The sequence below is a fragment of the Nonomuraea candida genome, assembly GCF_000725485.1.
Taxonomy (GTDB): Bacteria; Actinomycetota; Actinomycetes; order Streptosporangiales; family Streptosporangiaceae; genus Nonomuraea; species Nonomuraea candida.
Genome location: NZ_JOAG01000003.1, coordinates 314072 through 333889 on the forward strand (window position 1 = coordinate 314072; position 19818 = coordinate 333889).

Sequence of the window (19818 nt, forward strand, 5' to 3'; positions counted from 1 at the left end):
AGTTTACGCTCAGTCCCCGGACAATCACGAGGAGACATGATCGCTCCTCGTGCCGCACGGAAGGAGGCCGTCCATGCGTGACCCAGCGGAGCTGCTCACCGCCGCCGCCGACGGCGACCGGTCGGCCTGGGACGAGCTCGAGTCGAGGTTCGGGCCGCGCATGTGGGCCGTGGCCCGCGCGTGCGGCCTGAGCACCGCGGACGCCGCCGACGCCGTCCAGGGCGCCTGGCTGCGCCTGCTGCAGCACTTCGGCAGCATCAGAGACCCGTCCGCGGTGGGAGGCTGGCTCGTGACCACCGTGCGCCGCGAGGCCCTGCTGATCCACCGCAAGGAGTCGGCGGGCCTCTCCCTGGCGCAGGTCCCGGAAGAGCCCGACCCGGCGGCCGCCGTCCTGGAGGCCGACGGCCGGCGCCGGCTCTGGGAGACGGTCTCCGGCCTGCACGAGCCCTGCCGCACGCTCATCCGGCTGATCGCCAGCGATCTCGGCAACCAGCAGATGGCCGCGCGGCTCGGCATGCCCTCGGGCAGCATCGGCCCGACCAAGGCGCGCTGCCTGGAAAAACTGCGCACTCTGATCTCACTACAGGAGACGGCGCAATGATCAACGACGAATACTTCCTGGCGGCCCTCCGGCTGGCCTCCGGGAACGACCCGATCCCGATACAGGTGTCCGCCTCCGCGCGTGACGCCTACCGGCTCCGCATCCCGCAGGCGGTGACCGCCGCCCGCACGGAGTCGGCCGCGATCCGGAGCGTGCGCGAAGACGACAGCTCGCACCTGGTGCGCTTCGTCGCGGCCGGCCTCACCTTCGACCTGGAGGTGACGGAGGGCGACGGCCTCATCGACGTCGCCGGCCACATCTCCCCCTATCCGGGAGAGGGCGCCCTCGTCGATGTGAGATCCCCGCACATGACCCTTACCCGGCGCATCGCCCACACCGGTCATTTCGTCGCCACCGGCCTGCCTCCGGGCTGGCTGAGCGTGGTGTGCCACCGTCCCGGCCACGCACCCATCCAGACCACCTGGGTGCGCATCCGCCCTTGAGCGGCCCATGACCCGGCCGGGAGCGCGCGCCCTTCTCCCGGCCGACCTCCGAGCGGGGCGGCGATGAGCGCGACATTCTTTCGAGTGGGGCGGCCATGAGTGCGGCATCGGGCGGGCGGCGTCCGACCGGCGACCCGCGGCAGCTCGTCCGGGCGGCCGAGGCCGCGCTGGCGCGTGCCCTGGTCGCCCCCGACGACGCGATCCGGGTCGGCCGCGCCATCCTCGACGCGGCCCGCCGCGCCGGCTGCTTCGAGGCGGAGGCGATGGCGCTCAGGGCGCTGGGGCTGGCCGCCCGGGAGCTGGGCGACCTCGACAGCGCCGAGGAGCACCTCCGCGCGGCCATCGCCGTACGCCAGGCGCCCGCCGAGCGCATCGCCCAGGCGCGTCTGTCCCTCGTCACCGTGCGCACCGAGCGCGGCCACCCCCTGCAGGCGCTGCGGGTGGCCGCCCTGGCCTGGGCCTACCTCTCCCCGCTCGACCGCGCCAAGCTCGACACCCAGCGCGCGGTCGCGCTGGCCCGCCTCGGCCGCCACCAGGAGGCCGTCGCCTCCTCCGACCGGGCGCTGCGCACCCTCGTGACCGCTCCCGGCACGCTCGACAACCGCAGGTTCCTGGCCGGCGGGCTGCTCAACCGCGGCCTCGTTCACTCCTACCGGGGCGACTGGGACGCCGCCATGCGCGACCTCACCGCCTGCCTGGAGATCTCCCGGTGCTCCGGGCTCTGGCACCTGGCCTGCCTGTCCGCCGCCAACCTGCCCTTCCTCGCGGTACGCCGGGGCGACATCGCCGGCGCGTTCCGCCACTACCACGAGGCCGAGGACACCCTGTTCGGCTATCCCGAGCGGCTGGCGACCATGCGGGCCGACTTCGCCGGGGCGCTGCTGGACGCGCACCTGCCGGGCGAGGCCAGGGCCATGCTGAGCCTGGCCGTGCCGGAGCTGGAGACGTCCGAGGCGAACGGCGCGCTGGCCGAGGCCCGGCTGAAGCTGGCCCAGGTGGAGCTGCTGACCGGCGACCCGTACGAGGCCATGCGGGTGGCGGAGCGGGCCTCGTACGAGCTGGGGGCGCAGGAGCGGCGCTCGTGGCTGCCGCTGGCCAGGGAGGTCGTGCTGCGCTCGCGGCTGGCGATCGGCCCCGTCACGCCCGAGCTGGTCGCCGAGCTGGTCGAGTGCGCCGACGAGCTGGAGGACGGGTTCACCGAGGCGGCGGGGGCGGCGGCGCTGCGGCTGACGGCGGCCGAGGCGGCGCTCGCCGTCGACGACCACCTGACCGCCTCGGCGCAGCTGGCCCGGCTCACCCGGCACGCCGAGCGGCGCGAGCGATGGATGCCCGCGGGCACCCGGCTGACCTCGCTGTCCTCCGAGCCGCAGGCCAGGCAGTTCGCGCAGGCGTCGCAGATCCCGCCGCCGGTGCGCCAGCACGCGCTGGCCCTGCGGGCGGCGCTGCAGGAGGACGTCGCGGGGGCGTTCCGCGCGGTGCGCGACGGGCTGGCGGAGGTGAGCGGCCGGGTCGACGTGTTCGAGGACCCGGCGCTGCGCGCCCACGCGGCCAGGTCAGGTGAGCGGCTGGCGGCGTTCGGGCTGGAGCTGGCCGTCCGCGACGGGCGCCCGGGAGAAGTGTTCGAGTGGGCGGAGCGGTGGCGCGCCGTGGCGGCCCCCGCGCACGCCTGCTCCCTGGTGGAGGCCGACCGGGTACGCGCCGAGCTGGGCGGCCGGGCCCTGATCGAATACGTCGCCGACCGGGACTGCCTGCTGGCCGTGCTGCTCAGCGAGGAGCGGCTGGTGCTGCGGCGGCTGGGCGGCCTGCGGCAGGTCAAGGAGGCGATCGTCCGCCTGCGGTACGCGCTGCGCCGCCGCGGCCGCCAGAGCGAGATCGACGAGGCCGCCGCGGAGCTCGACCGGCTGGTCCTGCTGCCCCTGGCCGCCGACCTGGGCGACCGGCCCCTGGTCGCCGTGCCCGTGGGCGCGCTGCACACGCTGCCGTGGGGAGCGCTGCCGCGCCTGCGCGAGCGGCCGGTCAGCGTGGCGGCCAGCGCGGCCGGGTGGCTGCGGGCCCGCAAGGCGCGCCGCCCGCGCTCCGGCGGCGGCCGGCCCTCGGTGGTGGCGGTGGCCGGGCCCGGGCTGTCGCACGCGCACGCGGAGGTGGCGCACGTGGTGGCCTGCCATCCCGGCGGGCGGCAGGTGCCGGGGCGCGTCGCGGCCGTGCTGGAGGCGCTCGGCCAGTCGGACGTCGTCCACGTGGCCGCGCACGGGACGTTCCACGCGCGCAGCCCGCTGGTGTCGGGGATCACGCTGGAGGACGGCTCCCTGATGGCCTACGACCTGCTGGAGGTGCCCCGGTCGGCCGGGCTGGTGGTGTTGTCGGCGTGCAACTCGGGGATGTCGCGCACCCCGATGGAGGGCGCGCCGCTGGGGTTGCCGGGGACGTTCCTGGCCAAGGGGTCGGCCTGCGTGATCGCCGGGATGGTGCCGGTGGAGGACGACGCGGCCAAGGCGGTGATGAGCGCCTTCCACGAGCTCGTCGTGGCCGGCCGGCCGCCGGACGCGGCGCTGGCGTGCGCGGCGGCCAAGACCGGCGAGCTCGGGTTCACCTGCTTCGGCGCGGGCGAGGAGCCTCTGTACTGAGCCCCTCGGACGAGGAACCTCCGGGCCGGGCTCGCGCTCTTGCCACCGCGCCGGGCTCGCGCTCTTGCCCGCCGCGGCGGAGGTCAGGGATCGTGGAGGGTGATCGGCCCTTGGTCCGGCGTGGCCGGTCAGCCGGTGGCGACGGGGCGGGCGGGGTCGGAGACCCAGTCGGACCAGGAGCCGACGTACAGGGCCGCGGGCAGGCCCGCCACCTCCATGGCCAGCACCTCGTGCGCGGCCGTCACCCCCGAGCCGCAGTATGCGCCCGCCCCGGCCTCTTCCCGCACGCCCAGTCCCGAGAAGCGGGCCCGGAGCGCCTCGGGGTCGAGGAACCTGCCGTCGGGGCCGAGGTTCTCCGTCGTGGGCGCGCTGACCGCGCCCGGGATGTGCCCGGCCACCGGGTCGATCGGCTCCACCTCGCCGCGGTAGCGCTCCCCGGCCCGGGCGTCGAGCAGCACGCCGCCGCGTTGCGCCAGCGCCGCCGCCTCCTCGGCCGTCAGCGCCGGCATCCCGCCGGGGCGGGCGGTGAAGTCGCCCTCCACGGGCTGCGGGGTCTCCTTCGTGGTGGGCATCCCGGCCGCGATCCAGGCGGGCAGGCCGCCGTCGAGGACGCGTACGTCCTGGTGGCCGAAGTACCGCAGCGTCCACCACGCCCGGGCGGCCGCGGTGGCGCCGGCGTCGTCGTAGACGACCACCGGGCGGCCCTCGAAGACGCCCAGGCGGCGCATCGCGCGCTGGAACGCGGCCGCGTCGGGCAGCGGATGCCGCCCGCCCCGGCCGGGAGGGGCCGCGAGGTCGGCGTCGAGGTCACAGAAGACGGCGCCCTCGATGTGGCCCTCGCGGTAGGACTCGATCCCGGGCGGGCCGCCGAGCCGCCAACGCACGTCGAGCACCGTCGCGCCGCCGAGCGCGGCGAGTCCGGCAGGGGTGATCAGCGGGCTGGTCACGAACGTACCTCCAGGAGCGGGACGTGCTGCTCGGCCGCCGTCAGCGAGCCGTGGTAGCCGGTGAAGAGCGCCTCGATCTTGTGCTTGGTGGGCGCGGTGATGGCCAGATCGGTGTACGGCACGGCCACGACGTCGCCGACGCGTCCGAGCCACTCGTCGCGTACGCGGGGGCCGAACCAGCCCGACTCCACCGCCTCCTGCCGGGACACCACCCACGCCTTGCCGCGCAGGGTCTCGCGCCACGCCTCCAGCACCTGCCCCGCCGCGCCCGGCTCGGTGTAGACGTGCCGGGCCCTGGCCTCCCCGCCGAGCAGCGCCACCCCCTCCACCAGTTCGGGGACGCTCTCCGCGTCGATCTTCTCGGTGGCGTTGATCATGCCGTGGTCGGCGGTGACGTAGAGGGCGGAGCCCGGCGGCAGGCCCTCGGCGATGCGCCGGGCCATGTCGTCGACGACGGCGAGCTGCCGCAGCCACTCCTCGCTCCCCCAGCCCACCATGTGGCCGGCGGCGTCGAGGTCGCCGTAGTAGACGGTGACGTGCGTGCGCGGCCGCTCGCGCAGGGCCTGGTGCACGCGGACGATCCGGTCGTCCACGGTGTCGGCGGCCAGGTAGCGCACGCCCCGGTAGACGGCCCTGGTCAGCCCCGTGCCCTCGAACTCGGCGGGCGCCACGTAGACGGGCTCGACCCCGGCCGCGACGGCGCGCTGGTAGACGGTCTCGGCGGGCTGCCACTCGTCGGGGTCCATGACCAGGCCGTCGGGCAGGCGCCAGCGCAGGCAGTTGAACAGGTGGCCCGTGCCGGGCACGGCCAGCATCAGGCCCACCATGCCGTGCTCGCCCGGCGTCAGGCCGGTGCCCAGCGTGCACAGGCTCGTGACGGTGGTGGCGGGGAAGCCGGCCGTGAGAGTCCTGCCGGCCAGACCGGACAGGAAGGGGGCGGCCTCGGGGTGGGCGCGCAGCAGCTCGGCGCCCAGGCCGTCCACGAGGAACAGGCAGACGCGGTCGGCCGGCTCCAGGGCCAGCGTGTTGGGCTCGCGCAGGCCCAGGGCGGCCAGCAGCGACCCGGGCAGATCCGCCAGCGACCCACCGCCGTATCCCGGCACCAGCATGCCTGCCAGTGTAGCCCGCCGACGATCTCCACCACCGGCCCCGGCGCTGAATCGGTACGGAACCCCGCACCGGATCGAAACGGGGCCCGACAGGAACGGAACCGGCCGACGCGGTGACGGGCGGCCGAGGCGGTGACGGGCGGCCGAGGCGGTGACGGGCGGCCGAGGCGGTGACGGGCGACCCGTGGCTGAGCGGGGTAGGCCGGGGCGGGGCTCGGTGGGGCGGCGTGGGCCGAGCGGCGGGTAGGGCCGGACGGGCTCGGCGGGAGGCGTGGGCCGGCCGGGCGGAACGGGGTTCGGCGGAAGGGCTGGTGGGGCGGATCGGGAGGCGGTGACCGTTTTGGCGGTGGGGCGATGGGGTTTGCGGGCGTGGCAGGGGGCGGTCGCGTCGGGGGATGCGACCGGGTGAGGGAGGTGGTGGTCAGGCGGTGGCGCGGGCGGTGGCCTCCGAGAGGGCCTTGGCGAAGGCGAGGACGTGGGTGACCGCCTCGGGACCGTCGGCCGCCTCGCTGACCCGCAGCGAGAGGTCGTCGGCCGTGATGGCACCCGTGTAACCGTGGTCGGCCTCGCAGTTCTCGTCGCCGCACGTCGCCGGCTCCAGGTCGACGTGGGAGATGGCACCCCAGCCGATCGTGAGCGTCACCTCCGTGGGAGGGACGCCTGGGACGTAGGAGGCGGGGTCGGGCACCACGCGGGTGACGGCGACGGACTGCACGCGGCTGAGCCGCACGGCCTCGGTGGTGGTGGAGGCGTGGGACGCCGAGACGCCTTCCACCGCCGGATGCTCGTCGGTGTGACAGACCAGCAGCCGCGTCGCCGACAGCACCAGGACGGTGACGTGGCGGCGGACCTCCATCGCGGGATCGAAGGTCGCCTCGTGATGGACCACGAACGCGGTCACGGCCTCCTTGCCCAGCGCGGATTCGACCGCATCGGTGACGAGGTCGGGGTAGTAGCCGCTGCGCTCGATCGCTTCACGCAGGCCCGCGGCTGAGACTCGGGTTTCCCTCATGGCTCCATCCTGCCAGGACCGGGCAGTACACTCACCCGCCCGATATAACGCTCTATAACGTCTTATACCTGCGCATCAGTGGGCACTTCACCCACTCCATTCGCTGAGGGCGAATCAGCGGCGGGCATCAGAGCACACCACGGGTCCCGACCCCTGGCGCCGCCGGGGACCGGAACCGGGGTTGTCCCGGTGACAGCAGGGGGACCGGGACCGACGCCGCTTCGATGTCGGCAGGGAGACCGGGCCGACGCCGCCTCGATGGCAGCAGGGGGACCGAGGCCGCCCACCACCGCTGGGCGGCCCGCGACGGAACGGCCGGCACGGGGCGCCGCCCAGTGGCAGCAGGGTCAGGAGAGGCGGCGGGGGCCGACGTCGAGGCGAGGGCCCGCAGGGGTGCGCAGGATGGCGCGGGCGCCGAGGATCATGACGTCGGACTCGCCCACGAGCACCTGGTCCAGGTCGAGGCGGGCCAGCTCGGGCAGGTCGTGGGCCAGCCGCCCGACGCGTACGAGGAGATCCTCCAGGGCGTCCACGGCCACGGGCGGGTAGCCGTACTGGCCGAACAGCAGGGGCGCGGCGCGTACGGACCGGACCAGGGCGGCGGCGTCGTCGCCGGTCAGCGGAGCCAGCCGGAAGCCCTGGTCGAGCAGGAGGCGCGCGGTCACCTCGCCCAGCCCGAACGACACGACGGGCCCGAACGCCGGGTCCTCGACCACGCCCACCACGGTCGGCACGGCCGGCTGCGGCGCCATGCGCTGCACGGCCAGCTCGACCTGGTCGCCGAACTGCTCGGCGAACTCGGTGTACGCGTGGCGCACCGTCTCCGGCCCCGTCAGCCCGAGCCGCACCGTCCCCGCCCGGCGCGAGGCCCCGGGGTCGGCCACCTTGACCACGGCCGGCCAGCCGAGACGCCCGGCGGCGGCCACCGCCTCGTCGGCCGAGCGCACCACCTCGGCGGGCCAGACGGTCAGGCCGTAGCAGGACAGCAGCTCGGCGGCGTCGATCTCGACGGGCGGACCGGCCTGCGCGAACCCGGGCGCCGGGGCTCCCGAGCCGGGAACGGCCGCCCGCGCCCGCTCACTCCCACCGCCGGGGACCGCCGCCCGCGCCTGCTCACTCCCGCCACCGGGCACCGCCGCCCGCGCCCGCTCACTCCCACCGCCGGGGACCGCCGCCCGCGCCTGCTCGCTCCCGCCACCGGAGACCGTCGCCCGCGCCTCCTCGCCCGGGCCGACCGAGAGCGCAGCGCGTGCCAGCTCCCTCGCGCGGGCGGTGTCGACGTCCTCCAGCTCGTGCGGCGGCGTCGCCGGCTGCGCCCGCCAGGTGGCGTAGCGCACCACGTGGGCCAGGGCGCGCACGGCCTCCTCGGGCGCGGCGTAGGACGGGATGGAGCCCCGCGCCGGCCCCGCGCCGGGGGTCTCCACGCGCAGGGACGGATGCATGCCCAGATGCCCCCGGAACGTCGCCAGCACCGGCTTGCCGGCGTCTTTCGACACCCGCAGCAGCTCGGCGGCCACCTCGTCGGTCCTGCCGGGGATCGGCGGCATGTAGATCACCACGGCCGCGTCGACGTCGGGCGAGGCCAGCTCTCCCGCCAGGGCCGGGCCGTATTCGGCGGCGCCGGCGGCCGGGCCCAGGTTGACCGGGGCGCGCGGCTCCAGGCCGGCGGCGACGCAGGCGTCGGCGGCCAGCAGGCCGAGCGCGTCGGAGTTGGTCACGAGCGCGACCCGCGGGCCCGCGGGCAGCGGCTGGTAGGCCAGGAGCTGCCCGACGTCGAAGAGCTGGATGAGGTCGTCGACGCGGATGAGGCCGGCCTGTTCGAACAGCGAGCTGATCGCCGAGTCGGGCAGGCGCAGCTCCTCCGCCGAGTGCCCGGTCGGGGTGCCGCCGCTCTTGACCACGACGACGGGCTTGCTGCGGGCGATGCGCCTGGCCAGGCGGGTGAACTTGCGCGGGTTTCCGAGCGACTCCAGGTAGAGGAGGATCACCTCGGTGGAGTCGTCCTCCTCCCAGTACTGCAGCAGGTCGTTGCCCGACACGTCGGCCCTGTTGCCCGCCGAGACGAACGACGAGATGCCCATGCCGCGCTGCGCCACCCGCTGCAGCAGCGCGGTGCCCAGCGCGCCGGACTGGCTGAAGAAGCCCACCTTGCCCCTGCCGGGCACGGTGGCGGCGAGGGTGGCGTTGAGCTTGACGGCCGGGTCGGTGTTGGCGATGCCCAGGCAGTTGGGGCCGACGACGCGCAGGCCGTAGGAGCGGGAGATGCGGGCCAGCTCGTCCTGCCTGGCGCGGCCCTGCGCGCCGGTCTCGCCGAACCCGGAGGAGACCACGATCAGGCCGTGCACGCCCTTCTCCGCGCACTCCTTGACGACGTCGAGCACGCCCTCGGCCGGCACGGCGACGACGGCGAGGTCGACCTCGCCGTCGATGGCCCCCACGCTCGGGTAGGCCCGCACGCCCGCCACCGCCCGCACCTCGCGGTGCACGGGGTAGACGGGCCCGGTGAAGTCGGCGGCCAGCAGGTTGCGCAGGACGGTCTGGCCCACGCCGCCCGGCTCGCGCGAGGCGCCGATGACGGCGACGGAGCCCGGGGTCAGCAGCCTGGCGATGGAGCGGGACTCGGCCCGGTGCTCGCGCGCGGCCGTGACCTCGGCGGAGGTGTCGGTGGGGGTGAGGTCGAGCGTCATGCGTACGACGCCGTCCTCGAACTGGCTCTGGGCCGTGTAGCCGGCCTCCCGCAGCAGCTTGGTCATGCGCATGTTGGCGGGCAGCACGTCGGCGACGAAGCGCTCGATGCCGCGCTCGCGGGCGGTGGCCGCCAGGTGCTCCAGCAGCACCGAGGCCACTCCCCTGCCCTGGTGGGCGTCCTCGACGAGGAAGGCCACCTCGGCCTCGCCGGGGCCGGTGCGGTCGTAGCGGATCACGGCCACCATCTCGGCGCCGATGGTGGCGATCAGCGCGACGCGGCTGACGTAGTCGACGTTGGTGAACCGCTCGACTTCCTTGTCGGACAGCCGGGGCCGGGGGCCGAAGAAGCGGAAGTAGATCGACTCGTCGGACAGCCTGGAGTAGAAGGAACGGAGGCGGTCCGCGTCGGCCGGCCTGATAGGCCGGACGTGAGCGGTGCCGCCGTCGGCCAGGACCACGTCGGCTTCCCAATGGGCCGGATATTGTGCCTCCACAGCATCGAGCGTAAACCCGCATCCCATATGCCAAGACCAGGGGCCCTGTTGGACAACGCTTGTGCATCGACTGCAACCCCTTGTCGGGGGTACGCCCCACGGGCAGCCCGGAAGCTGTTAGTTTTGCGGTGGCGTTTCAGCCGTGGCCAGGCTCGATCTGAAGGCAGCAAGGTGGTGACATCATGACGCGGGTCGTCGTGGTGGGCGATCTCATGACCGACGCGGTCGCTCGCGCCCGTTATGCGCTCGCCCGGGCGAGCGACACCCCGGCGATCGTGACCATGCACGGCGGCGGCTCGGGGGCGAACATCTCGTCCTGGCTGGCCGTCGAGGGCGCCGAGGTGGCCTTCATCGGCCGCAGGGGCGCCGACATCACCGGGCGAAACCGCGACATGGAGCTGATGGGCTACGGCGTCGACGCCCGCCTCGTCATGGACCCCGAGCGGCCGACCGGCACCTGCGTGGTGCTGGTCACCCACAAGGGCGAGCGCACCATGCTCTCCGACCCCGGCGCCAACGCCGCGCTGTCCCCCGAGGACCTGCCGCGCGACCTGTTCGTCTCGGGCGCGCACCTGCATCTGTCGGGCTACACGCTGATCAACGAGGGTTCGCGCGACGCCGGTCTCGCGGCGCTCGACATGGCCAGGCGCGCCGGCATGTCGATCTCGGTCGACTGCGCGTCCTCGGCGCCGCTGGAGCGCACCGGCGCCGAGCCGTTCCTCGAGTGGACCAACGGCGCCAAGCTGCTGTTCGCCAACATCGACCAGGCCAAGGTGCTGACCGGCCGCGACGAGGCCGAGGCCGCGGCCAAGGTGCTCACCGCGTGGTTCCCGCAGGTCGTGATCAAGATGAACGCCGAGGGCGCGTTGTGGTACAGCAACGGCCGCCCCGACCCCGTGCGGGTGGCCGCCGAGCCCGTCGACAAGATCGTCGATGGCACGGGCGCGGGCGACGCGTTCTGCGCCGGCTTCCTGCCGGGCTGGCTGGAGGGCAAGCCCCCGGCCGAGGCACTGTCCGCGGGCTGCCGGCTGGCCGCCAAGGCCATCATGCACCTGGGCGCGCGCCCGCCGTTCTAGGCCGATTCACCCGTTCTCGGCGCCCGCCGTTCCAGGCCGGTTCACCCGTGTCGCCGGCGCCAGGGCGGAAGATCTTCTTGGCGGTGGCAGGCAGGGGCCACCCGGCGTGCGGCCCGCCGCTGAGCGCCGCCGCACGCCCCGCGTTCCCCAGACGTCTCAGCTCGTGACGGCCAGGGCCAGCGGCAGGACGGCGGGGGCGCCCGCGTGGCGGATCTGGGCGGCGGCGAGCGTCATCGTCCAGCCGGTGTCCACCCGGTCGTCCACCAGCAGCACGGGCCCGCCGCACTGGGCGATCGCCGCTCCCAGGTCCTTCGGCATGGCCAGGGTGGCCCTGATCGCCTGCACCCGCTTGGCGCTGTTGAACTGCTTGCCGGGCGATCCGGCCCGGTAGCCCAGCTCGCCCAGGTAGGTCAGCCGCCCGACCTGGGCCAGCCGCTCGGCGAACCCGTGCACCAGCTTGGGCCGCGACGCCGACGGCACGCCGACCACCGCGACCGGCCGCTCGCGCCACTCCCAGGCGGCCAGGACCTTGACCACGGCCCCGAACACATCGTCGGGGAGCGGCCCGTCGTCGCCGGCGAACAGCTCGCGCAGGCGGTTGCCCCACCCGATGTCGGTCAGCCGCCCGAGCGCCCGGCCCGGCTCGGCGCCCAGCTCGGGCTTGATCCGCCCGGACAGGTCGGGCATGCCGGTCGGCCACTGCTTGCGGGCCTCGATCTCGACGCCCGGCCTGGCCAGCCGCTCGCGGGCGCTCTCGACGGCCTGCGCGCCGATCTCCGGGGAGCGGTGCCGGCCCGTGCAGTTGTCGCAGCGCCCGCACGGCGTGGCGGTCTCGTCGTCGAGATGCCGGCGCAGGAACTGCTCGCGGCACTCGGTCGTGGTCTGGTAGGCGAGCATGGCCTCCTGCTCGGCCCGGCGCTCGGCGGCGATGCGGGCGTAGCGCTCGGTGTCGTACGCCCACGGCTCCCCCGTGGCCTCCCACCCGCCCTTGACCCGGCGGACCGCGCCGTCGACGTCGAGGACCTTGAGCATCATCTCCAGCCGGCTGCGGCTCAGGTCGACGGCCGTCTCCAGGGCGGGCGTGGACATGACGCCGCGCTCCTCCAGCGTCTGGAGCGTGGCCCGCACGACGCTCTCGGGCGGGAAGGCGAGCGAGGCGAAGTAGGCCCAGATGTCGCGGTCTTCCGTGCCGGGCAGCAGGATCACCTCGGCCCGCTCGACGCCGCGCCCGGCCCTGCCGACCTGCTGGTAGTAGGCGACCGGCGACTGCGGCGCGCCCACGTGCACCACGAACCCCAGGTCGGGCTTGTCGAAGCCCATGCCGAGCGCGCTCGTGGCCACCAGCGCCTTGATCTTGTTGGTGAGCAGCGCCTCCTCCGCCGCCAGCCGCTCGGCCGGCTCGGTCTGCCCGGAGTAGGCGGCCACCTCCAGCCCCTGCTCGCGCAGGTAGCCGGCGATCTCGTGGGCGGCGGCCACGGTGAGGGTGTAGACGATGCCGGAGCCGGGCAGCTCGCGCAGCGTCTGCGCCAGCCAGGCCAGCCGCTGCTCGGCCGAGGGCAGGCGCACGACGCTCAGGTGCAGGCTCTCGCGCTCCAGCGGCCCGCGCAGGACCAGCGTGTCGTCGCCCTCGGCCCGCAGCTCGGCGGGCAGGCGCAGCTGCTCGGCCACATCGCGGGTGACGCGGGCGTTGGCGGTGGCGGTGGTGGCCAGCACGGGGATGCCCGGCGGCAGGTCCGCGAAGAGCGTGGACAGCCTGCGATAGTCGGGCCTGAAGTCGTGGCCCCAGTCGGAGATGCAGTGGGCCTCGTCCACGACCACGAGCCCGGCGCTCTCGGCCAGCTCGGGCAGGACGTTGTCGCGGAAGTCGGGGTTGTTGAGCCGCTCGGGGCTGACCAGCAGCACGTCGACCATGCCCTCGGCGACCTGGCCGTAGATCTCCTCCCACGCCTCGGGGTTGGCGGAGTTGATCGTGACGGCCCTGATGCCGGCCCGCTCGGCGGCGGCGATCTGGTTGCGCATGAGCGCCAGCAGCGGCGAGACGATGACCGTGGGGCCTTCGCCGAGCTCGCGCAGGAGCGCGGTGGCCACGAAGTAGACGGCCGACTTGCCCCATCCGGTGCGCTGCACGACGAGCACCCTGCGGCGGTCGAGGACCAGCGCCTCGATGGCGGCCCACTGGTCGTCGCGCAGCACGGCGTGCTCGCCCGCCAGCGCCCGCAGGCGCTCCTCGGCCTCTTCGCGCAGCATCTCGGCATCGGGGGCATCAATCATGTTCCCTTGTTACCAGCTCCGGCCGACGGACCGCGCCCGGTGCGGCCCATATCGCGGGCCCATTCTCCGGAACTGAGGGATTCGATGGCACGTTGGACCAGACATACCACCGATCGCCGCCCGCAGGAGGGCTGATGACGGGGCTGGCCAGCGCGCCGGTAGCCCCGACGGCGTACGTGCGCCGCCGGGAGGACAACGCAGTCGTCTCATTACGTACCGTGTTCAGAGTGCTCCTGGTCACCGTGGTCCTGGCCACGGCCGGCTGCGCGGGCACCGATGTCAAGGCGTCATACCATCCGGCCTTCCTGCCGGTGAAGATCGAATGGGCCGACGGCAAGGTCCAGCTCGCGGGAGAGGCCTCTCTCGTCACCCCGATCGGGATCTTCTCCATCGGGGCCGAGTACGCCCTGCCCGACAAGGAGGCCGACGCCCTCTACGTCATCATCCGCGACGCCCGCGGAAGCGCCGGCAACCCGCAGATCGCCGGGTTCGACCACATCTACAAGGTCAAGAGCGGCACGGGGCAGTTCACGGCCGTGGTCAACGGCACGGCCATGATCCAGGTCGTCGACCGGCAGGTGCTCATCGACGTGACGGACGGCAGCGTCCAGAGCATCGAGTTCAAGGGCGCGCAACCCGTCGTCCAGGAGCGCGCCTCGACGATCGGCGACCGCTGGCAGGCGTACTGGGACGGCTCCTTCTACTCGCCCATGGCGCTGTCGCGGTGGGCCTACGACGACTCCACCATGACGAGCTGGTTCGGCCTGGGCTTCCTGTGGTTCCTGGTCCGCCTGGCGGTGGCGATCGTCCTGGGCCTGGTCGATCTGCTGCTCACCGTCGGCTGCACGCTGGCGGCGGTCGCCTTCGTGATCTTCGGCCCCACGGGCCGCAACATCGCCTACGGCGTGGAGGCCCTCGCGGTCCTGTTCTTCACCTGGATGGCCTGGGCGTACTTCAAGCTGTGAGGGTCATTTGTCGGCGTGTTCGGGGAAGGCGTTGATCGTGACGCGGTGCATGCGGCGGCGTTCGGTGTAGTCGGCGACCGCGTAGTGCTGGGTCGGGCGGTTGTCCCAGAACGCCAGCGTGCCGGGCCGCCAGCGCAGCCGGACCTGGAACTCCGGCGAGCGGATGTGGTCGATCAGGTACGGCAGCAGCGCCTCGTTCTCCCGGTCGTTCAGCCCGACGAGGCGGGTGGTGGAGGCGCGGTTGACGAAGAGCGCCTTGCGGCCCGTCTCGGCGTGCACGCGCACCACCGGCCGCTCGATCGGCGGCCACTTGGCCTGGATCTCGGCCAGGTCGAACGGGTGGCCCTTGGCGATCGCCTTCTTCATCGACATCGTGATGTCGTGCACGGCGGTCAGCTCGTCGCACAGCCGCTGGATGGGCGGCGAGAGCGTCTCGTACGCCAGGTACGTGTTGGCCCAGCACGTGTCCCCGCCCACGCTGGGCAGTTGCACGCAGCGCAGCAGCGAGCCCATGGGCGGCGTCGGCTCGAAGGTGTTGTCGCTGTGCCATTCGTCCCCGCCCTCCCCTTTGGGGGAGGTCTGGTCGAGCACGTGAATGGGGCTGGAGGCGTCCTTCTTGAAGGCGGGGTGGTTGAGCGTGCCGAAGTTCAGGGCGAACTGCAGGTGCTGCTCGTCGTCGATGGGCTGGTCGCGGAAGAACAGCACCAGGTGTTCCAGCCACCCCGCCCGCAGGGTCGCGACCTCTTCCTGCGACAGCGGCTTGCGCAGGTCGACCCCGGTGACCTCGGCGCCGATGTGCTTGGTCACGGGATGGAACTCGATCATGACTCCTCCGGGAGATCAGGCGGGTACCCCTCGAACCAGAACGTACGACCAAGCAATTGCTTGGTCAAGGCCCCGGCGCGGCTCATCGAACACACCTGCGATATCGAGTAAGATCTGGACTTCGGCATCGACGAGGAGGTGCCTTCGACGGCGTCGCCGTCTTCGCCCGCCCGGGCGTGGGCGGCATCATGGATACGCCACGGGAGACCCGGCTCGTGCCATCATCTCCAGGGGCGAACACGTAGGAAGCCACACCACTCGCGTTGCCGAACGCGCTTCTGGCCGTCACCGAGTCGCGGCGAGGGCAGGTTACGTCGACGCCCCGCACGCCGATCTGACGCTTCCCCAGCGGGCTGACGGCTACGGTTACAGCACGAGAACAGAAGGAGGAAGCGCTTCCCCTCGGCGCGACGGCCGAGGCAGCCGCGCAGCACAAGATGGCCCGACGCACGAGTGCACCCCCGCCCGAGGACTTCGAGGAGCGGATCGTCGACATCGACGTGTCCGCCGAGATGCGAGCGAGCTATCTCGAATACGCGTACTCGGTGATCTACCAGCGTGCCCTGCCCGACGCGCGCGACGGCCTCAAGCCTGTGCAGCGGCGCATCCTCTACTCGATGAGCGAGATGGGCCTGCGCCCCGACCGCGGGCACGTCAAGTCCTCGCGCGTCGTCGGCGACGTCATGGGCAAGCTCCACCCCCACGGCGACAGCGCCATCTACGACGCGCTGGTCCGCCTGGCGCAGCCGTTCTCCATGCGGCTGCCGCTGGTCGACGGCCACGGCAACTTCGGCTCGCCCGACGACCTGCCGGCCGCCATGCGATACACCGAGGCCAGGCTGGCCCCGGCGGCCATGCTCATGGTCGAGTCGCTCGACGAGGACACCGTCGACTTCAAGCCCAACTACGACGGCCAGGAGACCGAGCCCACGGTCATGCCGTCGGCCTTCCCCAACCTGCTGGTCAACGGCACCAGCGGCATCGCGGTCGGCATGGCCACCAACATGGCGCCGCACAACCTCGGCGAGGTCGTGGCCGCCGCCCGCCACCTGATCAAGAAGCCCGACGCGACGCTCGACGACCTGATGAGGTTCGTGCCCGGCCCCGACCTGCCGACGGGCGGCACGATCATCGGGCTGCAGGGCGTGCGCGACGCCTACGAGAGCGGGCGCGGCACGTTCCGGATGCGGGCCAAGTGCGAGATCGAGCAGATCACGCCGCGGCGCAAGGGCATCGTCGTCACCGAGCTGCCGTACAACGTGGGGCCCGAGCGCGTGGTCACCAAGATCAAAGAGCTGGTGACCAGCAAGAAGCTGCAGGGCATCGCCGACCTCAAGGACCTCACCGACCGCCACAAGGGCCTGCGGCTGGTCATCGAGATCAAGAACGGCTTCATCCCCGAGGCCGTGCTGGAGGAGCTCTACCGGCTGACGCCGATGGAGGAGTCCTTCGGCATCAACAACGTCGCCCTCGTCGACGGCGAGCCGCGCACCCTCGGGCTGCGGGAGCTGCTGCAGGTCTACGTCGACCACCGGATCGAGGTCGTGCGCCGCAGGTCCGAATACCGCCGCCGGCGGCGCGAGGAGCGCCTGCACCTGGTCGACGGCCTGATCATCGCGCTACTCAACATCGACGAGGTCATCCAGGTCATCCGCGCCAGCGACGACTCGTCCCACGCGCGCACGCGGCTGATGGAGGTCTTCGACCTGACCGACATCCAGGCCGCCTACATCCTCGACACGCCGCTGCGCCGCCTGACCCGCTACGACAAGCTGGAGCTCGACCAGGAGAAGGAGACGCTGAGCGAGGAGATCGCCAAGCTGACCGAGATCCTGTCCTCCGAGGCGAAGCTGCGTCAGGTGGTCTCGGGCGAGCTGGCCGACGTGGCCAAGAAATACGGCACGCCGCGCCGCACGGTGCTGCTGGAGTCCAGCGGCCAGCCGCGCACCCCGGTGGTGGACCTCCAGGTGGCCGACGATCCCTGCCTGGCGCTGCTGTCCTCGACCGGGCTGCTGGCGCGCACCTCCGACGCCACGCCGCTGCCGGGCGAGGGCGAGCGGGCGGCGCACGACGTGCTGCTCAGCGTGGCCCGCACCTCCGTACGCGGCGAGGTCGGCGTCATCACCTCGCTGGGCCGGCTGCTCCGCGTCCAGGTCGTCGACCTGCCGACGCTGCCGCCCTCGGCCAACCCGCCGTCCTTGTCGGGCGGCCACCCCGTGTCCGAATACGTGTCGCTGCAGCCCGACGAGAAGGTGGTCGGCCTCGGCTCCCTCGACCCCGACGGCCCCGGCCTGGCGCTGGGCACCGCGCAGGGCGTGGTCAAACGGGTGGTGCCCGACTATCCGGCCAACCGTGACGACTTCGAGGTGATCACCCTGAAGGACGGCGACACGGTGGTGGGCGCGGTCGAGCTGGAGTCGGAGTCGCACGACCTGGTGTTCATCTCCTCCGACGCCCAGCTCCTGCGCTACTCCGCCGCACTCGTACGCCCCCAGGGCCGTCCCGCGGGCGGCATGACCGGCATCCGGCTCGACGACGGGGCCAGGGTGATCTGGTTCGGCGCGGTGGACCCCGAGCGGCCCGCGCAGGTGGTCACCGTGGCCGGCTCCTCCACGGCGCTGCCGGGCACGCAGGTGGGCGGCGGCAAGGTCTCCGACTACGCCGAGTTCCCCGCCAAGGGGCGCGCGACGGGCGGCGTCCGGGCCCAGCGGTTCCTGAAGGGCGAGGACGAGCTGCTGCTGGCCTGGGCCGGTCCGGCGCCGGCCAAGGCGGTCTCGGCGGTGGGCAAGCCGGTGCCGCTGCCCGAGGAGATCGGGCGCAGGGACGGGTCGGGCGTGCGCCTGACGCACACGATCGGCGCCGTCGGCGGCGCCCTGGGCTCCGGGCCGCAGCCCACCGCGAATGACAGGGCGCCGGCCGGCGACGAGGCCGCGGACGAATAACGGCGGTCACCCCGGCAGGCGACCGCTGGAGGCTGTGTCCCGGCCGGGACGGCTGCGGGGGCTGACCCGGGTCACGCCGGGGTCAGCCCCCTTCATCCCGGCCGGCGGCAGTCCCCATCGTCCGGCCGGGGCGTCTTACGGGCGCACCAGGCAGAACGGGTGGCCCGCCGGGTCGAGGAACACCCGGAAGTCGTCGTCCTCGCTCGGCTGGTGCTCGTGCTTGACCGCGCCGATCTTGATCACCTCCCGCTCGCCCTCGTCCAGGTCGGCCACGGCCAGGTCGAGGTGGAGCTGCTGGGGATGTTCCGGGTCGGGCCACCGCGGCGGCCGGAAGTCGGGGGCGAGCTGGAAGGCCAGCCGCTTGGGTGAGCCGCCGTCGCTGACCACCACCCAGCCGTCCTCGACCGAGGTGATCGGCCAGCCGAGGAGCTGGGAGTAGAACTCCGCCAGGGCTTGAGGATCTGGGCAATCAAGCACGATGGTCTCGAACTCGGCGATTCCGGCCATCAGTTTTCCGCCTCTCTCACGCGACAATGGATGCCATGGCTGCCAATTCGTTCATGGTTCCGCTCGGCACTCCCGCGCCCCCGTTCGACCTGACCGCCATCAACGGCGGCAGCGTCTCGCTCGACGACCTCAAGGACTCTCCCGCCACGCTCGTGGTGTTCCTGTCGAACCACTGCCCCTACGTACGCCACATCGAAGCCGGGCTCGGCACCCTGGCCAAGGACTACGGCGCGCGGGTGTCGATCGTCGCCATCTGCAGCAACGACAGCGTGAACTACCCCGACGACGACCCCACACACCTCGCCGAACAGGCGCGCAGGGCGGGGTTCACGTTCCCGTACCTGCTGGACGACACGCAGGAGGTGGCCAAGGCGTACCGGGCGGCCTGCACGCCGGACCTCTTCCTGTACGACGCCCAGCTCCGGCTCGTCTACCGGGGCGAGTTCGACGGCGCCAGGCCGGGCAACAACGTGCCGGTGACCGGCGCGTCCGTACGCGCAGCCATCGACGCGCTGCTGGAGGGGGAGCCGGTGCCGCGGGAGCAGCATCCGGCGCTCGGCTGCGGCATCAAGTGGAAGCCGGGCAACGAACCCGCCCCCTGACCGCCGGGCAGGGAACCCACCCTCCGATCGCACGGGCGACGAACCCATCCCCTACCGCCGGGCAAGGAACCCGCCTCCTGACCACCGCCCCACCCGATCAGCCGTCCGGGCACCCCGAATCCCGGCGGCTTCCGGCCGTTTCCGGCGGCTTCCGGCGGCTTCCGGCGGCTTCCGGCGGCGTGGACCAAGGCTGGCGCCGCCGGGCCCGGGGGCGGCGGTGGGCTCGGGTGGCGGTGGGCTCGGGTGGCGGTGGGCTCAGGTGGCGGTGGGCTCAGGTGGCGGCGGTGGAGTCGGTGGCAGGGGTGGCGGCGGCGATGGCGGCCGGCAGGGCGAGCAGCAGCTCGTGCGGCTCGCCCCCTTCCCAGTGCCGGATCAGCTTGGTGCCCGCCTCCCCCGGGTCGAACTGCTCGCATCCGAGCGGGCCGAAGCAGCCGGCCTGGTCGAGCATGAGGATGAGCGGATCGTCCTCGGGGAGGCCGGCCGCGTACGCGGCGGTGTCGAGGAGGGCCAGGGCGCACTTGGCGTTGCGGCCGTCGTCCCTGGACTCCACGCGATCAAGACGGCGCCGGGCCTGGGCGCGGAGATACACGGCGAGCGATTCGGACCTACTCACGACAACCTTCTTGGATCACGTACACAGGGCTACGACATCATCACCCAAGGTGAACGGTTTTCGTGGGAGGTTTGCCAACTCCAGCCTGTCGCCACCCCG

The 19818-nt window shown here is 73.2% G+C and carries 15 protein-coding genes; 7 read left to right on the forward strand and 8 right to left on the reverse strand.

Going from position 1 to position 19818, the window contains the following annotated elements:
- Positions 1–73 precede the first annotated feature (73 nt).
- From IO39_RS01450 to IO39_RS01460, 3 genes are all read left to right on the forward strand, one after another.
- A complete protein-coding gene (locus IO39_RS01450; RefSeq protein WP_043614477.1) occupies positions 74–601 on the forward strand; it encodes an RNA polymerase sigma factor in 528 nt (175 codons plus the stop codon).
- On the forward strand, positions 598–1044 hold the full coding sequence (locus IO39_RS01455) for a hypothetical protein (protein WP_043614480.1): 447 nt from the start codon (positions 598–600) through the stop codon (positions 1042–1044). Before IO39_RS01450 ends, IO39_RS01455 begins: the two co-directional genes overlap by 4 nt.
- 95 nt (positions 1045–1139) lie before the next feature.
- Positions 1140–3668 (forward strand): CHAT domain-containing protein, encoded by a 2529-nt coding sequence (locus tag IO39_RS01460; protein ID WP_043614484.1) that lies wholly within the window; start codon positions 1140–1142, stop codon positions 3666–3668.
- A gap of 128 nt (positions 3669–3796) precedes the next feature.
- On the opposite strand, the gene IO39_RS01465 is transcribed toward IO39_RS01460, so the two are convergent.
- The 4 genes from IO39_RS01465 to IO39_RS01480 all read right to left on the reverse strand — a co-directional run bounded on the left by IO39_RS01465 (position 3797) and on the right by IO39_RS01480 (position 9945).
- A complete protein-coding gene (locus IO39_RS01465; RefSeq protein ID WP_043614486.1) occupies positions 3797–4615 on the reverse strand; it encodes a sulfurtransferase in 819 nt (272 codons plus the stop codon).
- Positions 4612–5724, reverse strand: coding sequence for an alkaline phosphatase family protein (locus tag IO39_RS01470; protein ID WP_043614489.1), 1113 nt, complete (start codon positions 5722–5724; stop codon positions 4612–4614). The genes IO39_RS01465 and IO39_RS01470 overlap by 4 nt, the downstream gene beginning before the upstream one ends.
- 421 nt (positions 5725–6145) lie before the next feature.
- On the reverse strand, positions 6146–6736 hold the full coding sequence (locus tag IO39_RS01475; RefSeq protein WP_052422317.1) for a DUF5998 family protein: 591 nt from the start codon (positions 6734–6736) through the stop codon (positions 6146–6148).
- A 347-nt stretch (positions 6737–7083) separates the two neighbouring features.
- The gene (locus IO39_RS01480) at positions 7084–9945 is read right to left on the reverse strand and encodes a bifunctional acetate--CoA ligase family protein/GNAT family N-acetyltransferase (protein WP_052422318.1); all 2862 of its coding nucleotides are present in this window, start codon (positions 9943–9945) and stop codon (positions 7084–7086) included.
- A gap of 155 nt (positions 9946–10100) precedes the next feature.
- Between IO39_RS01480 and IO39_RS01485 the strand changes: the two genes are divergently transcribed.
- Positions 10101–10994 carry a carbohydrate kinase family protein gene (locus IO39_RS01485; protein ID WP_043614494.1) on the forward strand — a complete coding sequence of 298 codons (894 nt, stop codon included), beginning with the start codon at positions 10101–10103 and terminating at the stop codon, positions 10992–10994.
- A 156-nt stretch (positions 10995–11150) separates the two neighbouring features.
- Here IO39_RS01485 and IO39_RS01490 read toward each other — a convergent pair whose 3' ends face one another.
- On the reverse strand, positions 11151–13265 hold the full coding sequence (locus IO39_RS01490; RefSeq protein WP_245641760.1) for a RecQ family ATP-dependent DNA helicase: 2115 nt from the start codon (positions 13263–13265) through the stop codon (positions 11151–11153).
- 218 nt (positions 13266–13483) lie between these two features.
- Between IO39_RS01490 and IO39_RS01495 the strand changes: the two genes are divergently transcribed.
- Positions 13484–14230, forward strand: a complete 747-nt coding sequence (locus IO39_RS01495) for a hypothetical protein (protein WP_157547789.1) — start codon at positions 13484–13486, stop codon at positions 14228–14230.
- A gap of 3 nt (positions 14231–14233) precedes the next feature.
- Here IO39_RS01495 and IO39_RS01500 read toward each other — a convergent pair whose 3' ends face one another.
- A complete protein-coding gene (locus IO39_RS01500; protein ID WP_043614503.1) occupies positions 14234–15055 on the reverse strand; it encodes a TauD/TfdA dioxygenase family protein in 822 nt (273 codons plus the stop codon).
- A gap of 437 nt (positions 15056–15492) precedes the next feature.
- Here IO39_RS01500 and IO39_RS01505 point away from each other — a divergent pair, with 437 nt between their 5' ends.
- Complete coding sequence (locus IO39_RS01505) at positions 15493–17997, forward strand: DNA gyrase/topoisomerase IV subunit A (RefSeq protein ID WP_043614506.1); 2505 nt, start codon at positions 15493–15495, stop codon at positions 17995–17997.
- Positions 17998–18132: 135 nt separating this feature from the next.
- On the opposite strand, the gene IO39_RS01510 is transcribed toward IO39_RS01505, so the two are convergent.
- Entirely contained in the window at positions 18133–18504 is a 372-nt protein-coding gene (locus IO39_RS01510) for a VOC family protein (RefSeq protein WP_043614509.1), read from the reverse strand.
- 35 nt (positions 18505–18539) lie between these two features.
- Here IO39_RS01510 and IO39_RS01515 point away from each other — a divergent pair, with 35 nt between their 5' ends.
- Entirely contained in the window at positions 18540–19106 is a 567-nt protein-coding gene (locus tag IO39_RS01515) for a thioredoxin family protein (RefSeq protein ID WP_043614512.1), read from the forward strand.
- 271 nt (positions 19107–19377) lie between these two features.
- Here the strand turns inward: IO39_RS01515 and IO39_RS01520 are convergent, their stop codons facing one another.
- Positions 19378–19719, reverse strand: a complete 342-nt coding sequence (locus tag IO39_RS01520; RefSeq protein ID WP_052422319.1) for a hypothetical protein — start codon at positions 19717–19719, stop codon at positions 19378–19380.
- Between the last annotated feature and the right edge of the window lie 99 nt (positions 19720–19818).